We start from the raw sequence: 300 nt of genomic DNA, 5'->3' as shown, positions 1-300 counted from the left end.
GAAGTAGTGTGAATAAATGGGTTTCTAGTTACCTAGAGTATGGGCTTGATGGTTTAGACAATAAGCCTATTCAAGGACGTCCATCAAGGCTGCAACAGCGGCAACTTGAACAACTGTCTGAATTTATAAAGCGCACGAACACAGAACTTCGCGGTGGCCGCCTTACCGGTGAAGACATTGTGCATTACATTCACACTGAATTTGGTGTTCATTACCACTTAAATCATGTCTATAAAATTCTAAAGCAACTTGGCTTTAGTTGGATCACAAGCCGCTCTAAACACCCAAAACAATCATTAC

General features: G+C 41.3%; 1 protein-coding gene. It reads left to right on the top strand.

Annotation, left to right across the window (positions count from 1 at the left end; genetic code table 11):
- Positions 1–300: helix-turn-helix domain-containing protein (locus IRQ78_RS20520; protein ID WP_194442991.1), on the top strand; the 300-nt coding region annotated here is incomplete at both ends.

Source organism: Pseudoalteromonas simplex, from assembly GCF_015278155.1.
Lineage (GTDB): Bacteria > Pseudomonadota > Gammaproteobacteria > Enterobacterales > Alteromonadaceae > Pseudoalteromonas > Pseudoalteromonas simplex.
Note: the sequence above shows the minus strand (reverse complement) of the source record. Positions and strands in the feature narration are given on the sequence as shown.